This is a genomic window from Methanoculleus sp. UBA413 (genome assembly GCF_002502935.1).
Lineage (GTDB): Archaea > Halobacteriota > Methanomicrobia > Methanomicrobiales > Methanoculleaceae > Methanoculleus > Methanoculleus bourgensis.
Genome location: NZ_DAQR01000024.1, coordinates 863 through 8,580, shown reverse-complemented (window position 1 = coordinate 8,580; position 7,718 = coordinate 863). Strand labels below are relative to the sequence as shown.

Sequence of the window (7,718 nt, the reverse complement as noted above, 5' to 3'; positions counted from 1 at the left end):
CCGGGATTCCTCAGGAGTCCGTTTACCGTCAGGCCGACGCCGGTTGGGTACGCATCATCCTGTGACAAAGACGAGAATGATGCAAGAGCTGAGATATGGGCACCGTTGTGGGGTTGCCCCGTAGGATACCACGAGCTCAGATCATTCCTGAGCGAAGGGCGAGCTGATGTGGGGCGGAAACCTGCATCAACTGGCATTGAGTTTGCAGAAGCCGCATCATCCCTTGGGGTGGATCGTGGTGTCACAGAGTTTGTCCGATACAGCCTGCTTAAACGGAGAGGCGATAGTTACGTGGCCCTCCCTGCAGGTAGATTCCCGGTCAGCGCCAGAACCGAAAGCGATCTGATCAGGGAGCTCAACCAGCTCCTGGGATCTGTCGACAACTTCTTACGTAAATTTAAAGGAGATGGACCTCCGGCCAGTTTCTCATCGGCGAGAAGGGAGATTGACGAGGCTATCTACACCCTGCTCATCCACGGCGGCGCAACCCACGTCAAGTATCTGGTCGCAGCCATCGGGAGACTTGAACGGCTCATGGCTCAACGGGGGCCGGAACGGGATCCGAAACTCGCCCGCCCGGTATCGGGTCTGAGCCCACGGTGGATTGTTGCTGCCGATGACGGGAGCATAGAGGTCAGGATCGCCGCTGCCCTGGCATCAATCGGGGCTACTGGTGATGTGGGTCCGATCAGGGCGAACTTGGCCCCGGTGGATCCCGCAAAACCCTGGAGATGGGACATTGGCCGGGGTCAGGTTGCCTGGCACGGAAACTCACTCACTTCCAGGCTCACGTCCGTGCTTTCTCGAAGGATGATGGACGCTCAGAGAACGGGTGCCGAACGAAACCCGCTTTGGGGAGCGATCAGTCTCTCTCCAGAGGATGCGTGCGCCCTGATAGATGGCAGGGTCGACGAATCCCTCATTGAGGATCTGCTGTTCGGCTTCACCTGGATCCGGTGGAGTGATACAGAACCCCTCCGCACCGTTCGGAGGGACCTGATGGTCCAGAAAGGGTGGATAAGGCCAACCACTGAGAGACTGGTACCCCGCTCGTTTGCGTTGCTTAAACTTCTCTTCCTGCCCGGAGAGATCAAGATGAACGGGGATGCGATGACGATCAGGCCCGAACCTTCCATCGTCCCACGCCTGAAGGGGGGTCACGTACAGGATGCGTGTAAGGTCGCGGGACGCCGGTTGTCTTCAGCGGGGCTCATCCCCATCACGTCCGACTTCCCCGACGGGGGCGATGGCGTTCGCATAGCTGCCGCCCTTCTCCTGCCGATCCAGAGGGAGCAGGAGATTATGAGGCTCGTTCTCAGACCACAACAGAAAAAAGCGTAGTATGAACCGAAAAGGATGGTATTTGCATGACTGGAATTTCACATGAAATGGAGAAGCTGAAGGGCGTTCCCCGGCTTCTGCTCGAGGTCGAACTTCAGCCCGTTCAGGGCGACCGTTTCCAGCCGACAGGCTTTCCTGACCTGGGTGCGGCGATCTACGAAAGACCTGATGGGACGCGGATGATTCTGGTGGAATCTTCTCAGTCCGTCGCGAACAGGCTTGAGCAGACCTGTCTTGAGGGGTCTGGCCCGAGAATAGCACCGGAACTCGCCGGTCTTCCGTATATTACGGCAAAACTTGACGGGGCGGTCGAGACTGAGACGAGTTCGCTCGTTGAAGCTCATCGCATAAACTCGCCGTTCATCATAACCAACAAGGAGTTCAAAGAGGCATTCAAGAACAAAGCAGGATACGAGGTCGGGAAACCGCTCAACTGGAAAAAGATCGCTGAGGCCTTCTATTACTACGATCCAAACTCACTCCTCCACGGGGCGTTCATGGCTAACCTCGAAGACGGCCGGATCAAGATTCAGCGCGCACTCAGCGGTTTCATTGAGGCGGAAGGTATCCGGGAGGCTGCGTCGGGTGGCGTTAAGAACAATCCGCTGGACCCCACCGGTAAGATCCGGGTTGTGGGTTACGACAAAGACGTGTACGGAAACGTTCCCTACCACCGCATGGAGTTTACCGCCGACCGGATCGTTGCCTACTTTAACTTTGATCTCGCCCTCCTCGAGGGTTACGGCCTTCGCGAGGAGGCTAAGAAGCTGCTTGTCGCCCTCGGGCTGTACAAAGTTTGCAGGTTCCTGGGCAGCGGGCTCAGGTTGCGGACTGCCTGTGACCTCGCACCAAAAGATGGTGTCAGGGTAACGGCCCCAGAAGGGTTCACCGTCCCCGATGAGGAGAGCCTGCTTGAGTACATACAAGAAAAGATCAGGGCATGCACTGAGAAGAAACTCTTTGCGGATCCGCCGGTGACTGTGCTGAAATCTGACGTAATCTGGAAGGAAGAGAAGAAAGAGACTGTATCCGAGGAAGGGGAGACGGAGCCGTAAGGGGATCTCGATATGCTGGCTATCGAGCTGAATCTCCTCACAGGACGATTCCACGCGACGCCCTGGGGACGTAACGTAAACGAGGGAGAGCCTGAATGGCCTCCGTCTCCTTACAGACTTATCCGGGGGCTCTATGATGTCTGGAAGCGGAAGCTGAGCGACTGGCCCGAGAGCCGTATCGAGCCCATCTTCGCGGCTCTCGCATCGGAACCTCCTGTATTCTATCTGCCGGCGGCAAGTGCATCTCACACCAGGTCCTATCTCAGCCAGAACGATAAGAATGCTGAAAAAAAGCAGTTGATATTCGATGCCTTCGTCGCGGTCGAGAGGGGTTCGAGTCTGCTTATGATGTGGCCGAATACCGATCTCAGCGCAGACCAGAGCGACGATCTGGACCAGATGCTTGGGTTGATGAACTACCTGGGCAGATCGGAATCATGGGTGGCCGCACGACTCCGCTCTGATATTAATGGGGTTAAATGGAATTGCGCTCCGAATAATGGCTCTAATGGCAGAGAGGATCTTGAAGTTGTCAGGGTTGCCTGTCCGATGCCCAAACCCGCCTATGCTGCTAACCCCTACATAAGGCCGCCCCGGACAAAGAGGGAAAAACCTGAAACACTGAGCTGGCTGGATGCACTGGCCTTCACCACGGATGAGATGCAGAAGGCTCGCCTGAGCGTTCCACCTGCTTTTCAGTATGTTGACTATCTGCGACCTGCCGGCTGTTTCAGCGTGAAACATACCCCGCAGACTTCAGAACGCGGCTCGGCATTCAGCGGGGTGATCTATGCTCTCGAATCCCGGGTGACTCCATCCGTGACTTCGACCGTAGAGGTGGCTGAACGGGTTCGTCGCAAGCTGATGGGGATCCATAAACGGGTGGTCAATGACCCAGCAAAGGTCTCTCCCAAGTTCAGTGGTAAAGGAAAAGACGGTAAACCTCTACAGGGCCATCAGCACGTCTATGTGCTCCCCCTCGACCGGGATCGGGACGGGTGGCTGGATCACCTCATCATTATGTGCAGGGTACCCTTCAATCACGATGAGGTGATTGCACTGGACAGGCTTGACCGGGTGTGGCAGCCGGGCGGGAAACCGGATATCTACTTCATCCCTTTGAAATGGGGGCAGATCGAGGATCTGCTGGAAGATGGTGGATCAAGGACTCGATTTATCAGTGCAACCCCGTTTGTTCCGCCGAGGCATTATCGCAAGGGGCGAGGGCCGTTCCCGGAATGGCTCGCAGGCGAGGTGCGCCGAGAAGCAGTCTATCATGGCCTGCCCGAGCCTGTAGATGTCAGGCTCCTTGAAAAACTGTCGATCCGGGGCGGACGGCATATCAGGTGGCTTGAGTTCCGGCGGAATCGAAAAGGAGATCAACCGGGGATGGGCTACGGGTTTGAGCTGGTCTTTGCAGAACCGGTGAACGCTCCGATAGCTCTGGGATACGGGGCCCACCAGGGATTGGGGCAGTTTGTTCCTGCCCGAGCTGACCGCTGATAGTAGTTCTTGCACCTGTCTGATGGTCAGATTCTCCTTGGCCACCCCGGGTTCTACCCCTCCCGGAAGAAAGTGAAATCAGGGTGTGTATAGGTTATGTCACCGGTCTGGAAAGACTCGTTCTAAGAGAGAAGGAGAGATTATGAGAGGAGATGTGAGGCAGGATGGCGGATGGGTTCCGGATCTGATTCCTGCCCGGATGCTGAATGAGTTCGCCTACTGCCCAAGGCTCTGTTATATCGAGTGGGTCCAGGGGGAGTTTGTGGATAGCGTCGACACGGTGGATGGTCGGTTCCAGCACAGGCGGGTGGATCTTGAAGCCGGGGTTGTACCGACCGATGATGAGATTCATGAGACCTTTCACGCCAGATCTGTATATCTCTCAGGACCGGAGGTCGGTATCACCTGCCGCATCGATCTCCTTGAGGGAGAGGGGAAGAAGGTCACGCCGGTGGACTACAAGAGAGGAACTGCGCCCAATGTGCCTGAGGGCGCTTACGAGCCGGAGAGGGTACAGCTCTGTGCCCAGGGGCTGGTTCTGAGGGAGAACGGTTTTGATTGCTCTGAAGGTGTGATATACTTCGTCACGTCAAAACAGAAGGTCTCCGTGCCTTTTGATGATCTGTTGGTGAGAAGGACAAGAGATCTGATCGATACCCTCAGAAAGGTAGCCCGAGAGGGGGAGATCCCTCCCCCTTTGGAGGGGAGTGCTAAGTGCGTGCGCTGCTCTCTCGCAGGCATATGCCTTCCAGATGAGGTCAACTTCCTGAGAGAGATGGAGAAGGAGGAGGATGAAGTCAAAACGGCGCGGAGACTTGTCCCCTCCAGAGACGATCAGGTTCCAGTATATGTCGTCGGTCATGGTCAGATGGTTAAAAAACGTGGCGATCGTCTGGAGTTCTGGTCAAAGGGAGATAAAGTGGGGGAAGCAAAGCTGAGGGAAGTCGCCCAGCTATCCCTGTACGGAGGGGTGGGGATCACCACACCTGCCCTCGCGGATCTTCTCCAGAGGGGTGTGCCGATATGCCATTATTCGCATGGCGGCTGGTTCTATGGGATATCCCAGGGGAACACCCACAAGAATGTGGAACTGAGGATACGTCAGTTTGACAGGGCTGGCGATAGCACGAAGTCCTTGAAGATAGCGAGATCATTCGTATCCGGCAAGATCAGGAACTCTCGAACCCTCATCCGGAGAAACGACCCCGCCCCTCCAAAGAAGGTCTTAACGTCACTCAATCGTCTGGCAAGAGAGGCCGAGGTGGCAGAAAGCGCAGAGAGCTTGCTTGGGATAGAAGGGGCAGCAGCCCAGATTTACTTCTCGCGGTTCAATAACCTTTTGAAGTCTGGGGAAGTCAGTTTTTCATTTGAAAACCGGAATAAAAGACCTCCAAAAGACCCGGTAAATGCGGTGTTATCGTACCTCTACGGGGTTATGGTCAAGGAATTCTTCATAACACTTCTGGCAGTTGGTTTTGATCCTTATTTGGGTTTCTACCACCGGCCAAGGTACGGCAGGCCGGCTCTTGCCCTCGATCTCATGGAGGAGTTTCGTCCTCTCATTGCAGACTCCGTTACAATCACGCTCTTCAATAACGGCGAGCTCACGGAGAAGGACTTCATATGCAGGGGATTAGGTGTCTCCCTCAATCAAAAGGGGAAGAAGACGGTGATCTCCGGTTATGAGAGGAGGATGACTTCGGAGATAACGCACCCTATCTTTGGTTACAGAGTCAGTTACCGGCGTATTCTGGAGGTTCAGGCTCGGCTCCTTGCGAGAGTGATCCTGGGCGAGATCCAGGAGTATCCGCCCTTCTGTACCAGGTGAAATGATGAGCGGTTTGAATGTATATATTGTAAGTTACGACATTTCGGATCAGAAGCGACTCTATGCTGTGCACAAAACCATGAAGGGTTATGGCGATCCTCTGCACTACTCGGTATTTCGCTGCCACTTATCTTCTAAGGGTAAGGTTGAACTGGTAGCTGCCTTGACCAATATTATTAAGCACGATGATGATCGGGTTATGATCATCCATCTGGGGCCACTGCGCGGGGAGGCTGACAGAAGGATCGAATATTTAGGGGTTCATCCGAAGGTGAACAATCAATCGGCCATTATACTCTGACCGTTGCGAGAGGTGAGGTGGTGGATACGTTCCCGGGACCCGCTCGAAATGGTGCTGAAGGTGGGTACCATGGAACGGTCCTGGTGGAAAATGCAAAGAGGATTAAGGATGGCAACAAAATTCCGGAGAATTGTCATTCTTTCGAAAAGAGATGTGGCATCAGGATACTGAGGATGAGATCATGTCTCACCTGACAGTATCAATAACCGGGGACGGTTACAACGTTTTTATGGCACCTTTTATCAGCCTTGAGTGTTCTCATATATAAGTGGGCCCTTACCATGTCTGAAAAGACATGGCTCCATTGAAGCGACGACCTGCCTCGCACTCACCCACAGGCCATGCCCCCCTTACCATGTCTGAAAAGACATGGCTCCATTGAAGCAACCCCAGGGATGTGACTCATAGATTAACTTGTAGTCCCTTACCATGTCTGAAAAGACATGGCTCCATTGAAGCGCCGTTCTACAATGCGAATTGTGATACGGGTTTTGACTTACCATGTCTGAAAAGACATGGCTCCATTGAAGCCGCGACATATCGCAACGCATCGCCAGCGCCCGCATCCTCTTACCATGTCTGAAAAGACATGGCTCCATTGAAGCAGTCTTTGTATTGGATGAGCTGCTTCGGGGTCTCGACCGCCTTACCATGTCTGAAAAGACATGGCTCCATTGAAGCTTTGCCCTCCCGGAAACATTCACCACCGAACGTGCCGCCCTTACCATGTCTGAAAAGACATGGCTCCATTGAAGCCGCCAAAGCCGGTGATCGTCCGGATCGGGAACGGCGCTTACCATGTCTGAAAAGACATGGCTCCATTGAAGCCACTGCGAGCCGGAGGGGATCGACGCTGCGCCGTCGCTTACCATGTCTGAAAAGACATGGCTCCATTGAAGCTACACCATCACCGCCAGTGCCTCACAGCACGACACCCTCTTACCATGTCTGAAAAGACATGGCTCCATTGAAGCGGCTCGCTAGATAGTTGGATTACTCGTCTAAACATGCTTACCATGTCTGAAAAGACATGGCTCCATTGAAGCTCGTATTCCACAGGCTCTCCAGGATTCGAGTTTTGCTTACCATGTCTGAAAAGACATGGCTCCATTGAAGCAGCACCGTCTGCCGGCTGTGTGCGTCGTCGAGTTGCTTACCATGTCTGAAAAGACATGGCTCCATTGAAGCGCCGCCGGGAGGTAGCGGTTGATCTGCGCTTTCCACGCGCCCTTACCATGTCTGAAAAGACATGGCTCCATTGAAGCTGCTGCAGGGAGGGGAGCATCTCCTGGAGTTTGGAGACCTTACCATGTCTGAAAAGACATGGCTCCATTGAAGCGGTAATCACCCGGCGGCGGGCGTAAAGGTCTTCAGTCTTACCATGTCTGAAAAGACATGGCTCCATTGAAGCAGTGTCCTCATCGACGGCTCCCAGAAGACCACCACCTCTTACCATGTCTGAAAAGACATGGCTCCATTGAAGCTTCCATGATTCTCAGTCCTCCATGTTACGATTCTCTACCTTACCATGTCTGAAAAGACATGGCTCCATTGAAGCCCTGCTTCGGTTTTCTGGTCGTCTGTCGGTTCTGTCGGCTTACCATGTCTGAAAAGACATGGCTCCATTGAAGCCAGTTTCCCGATCGCCGTCGCGAGCGCCGCTTCGCTATCCTTACCATGTCTGAAAAGA

General features: G+C 54.3%; 5 protein-coding genes and 1 CRISPR repeat array. All 5 genes read left to right on the top strand.

Annotation, left to right across the window (positions count from 1 at the left end):
• Window positions 1-1,341 (top strand): type I-G CRISPR-associated protein Cas8g1/Csx17 (cas8g1, locus tag BP858_RS02055; protein WP_286878705.1); only part of this gene is annotated, 1,341 nt, incomplete at its 5' end.
• A 47-nt stretch (window positions 1,342-1,388) separates the two neighbouring features.
• Window positions 1,389-2,396 (top strand): type I-G CRISPR-associated RAMP protein Csb1/Cas7g, encoded by a 1,008-nt coding sequence (cas7g, locus tag BP858_RS02050; protein WP_156147639.1) that lies wholly within the window; start codon window positions 1,389-1,391, stop codon window positions 2,394-2,396.
• 12 nt (window positions 2,397-2,408) lie between these two features.
• Window positions 2,409-3,899, top strand: a complete 1,491-nt coding sequence (gene csb2, locus BP858_RS02045; RefSeq protein WP_014868358.1) for a type I-G CRISPR-associated protein Csb2 — start codon at window positions 2,409-2,411, stop codon at window positions 3,897-3,899.
• A gap of 142 nt (window positions 3,900-4,041) precedes the next feature.
• The gene (locus BP858_RS02040) at window positions 4,042-5,727 is read left to right on the top strand and encodes a CRISPR-associated endonuclease Cas4/Cas1 (RefSeq protein WP_014868359.1); all 1,686 of its coding nucleotides are present in this window, start codon (window positions 4,042-4,044) and stop codon (window positions 5,725-5,727) included.
• 1 nt (window position 5,728) lies between these two features.
• A complete protein-coding gene (gene cas2, locus BP858_RS12320; protein WP_048104919.1) occupies window positions 5,729-6,028 on the top strand; it encodes a CRISPR-associated endonuclease Cas2 in 300 nt (99 codons plus the stop codon).
• A 275-nt stretch (window positions 6,029-6,303) separates the two neighbouring features.
• A CRISPR array of direct repeats spans window positions 6,304-7,660; the repeat unit is 36 nt; unit sequence CTTACCATGTCTGAAAAGACATGGCTCCATTGAAGC.
• Window positions 7,661-7,718: the final 58 nt, after the last annotated feature.

What these genes read in the sequence shown, in the direction of transcription:
- csb2 (WP_014868358.1), top strand. Translation starts at nt 2,409, where the DNA reads ATGCTGGCTATCGAGCTGAATCTCCTCACAGGACGATTCCACGCGACG.
- cas2 (WP_048104919.1), top strand. Translation starts at nt 5,729, where the DNA reads ATGATGAGCGGTTTGAATGTATATATTGTAAGTTACGACATTTCGGAT.
- cas7g (WP_156147639.1), top strand. Translation starts at nt 1,389, where the DNA reads ATGGAGAAGCTGAAGGGCGTTCCCCGGCTTCTGCTCGAGGTCGAACTT.
- BP858_RS02040 (WP_014868359.1), top strand. Translation starts at nt 4,042, where the DNA reads ATGAGAGGAGATGTGAGGCAGGATGGCGGATGGGTTCCGGATCTGATT.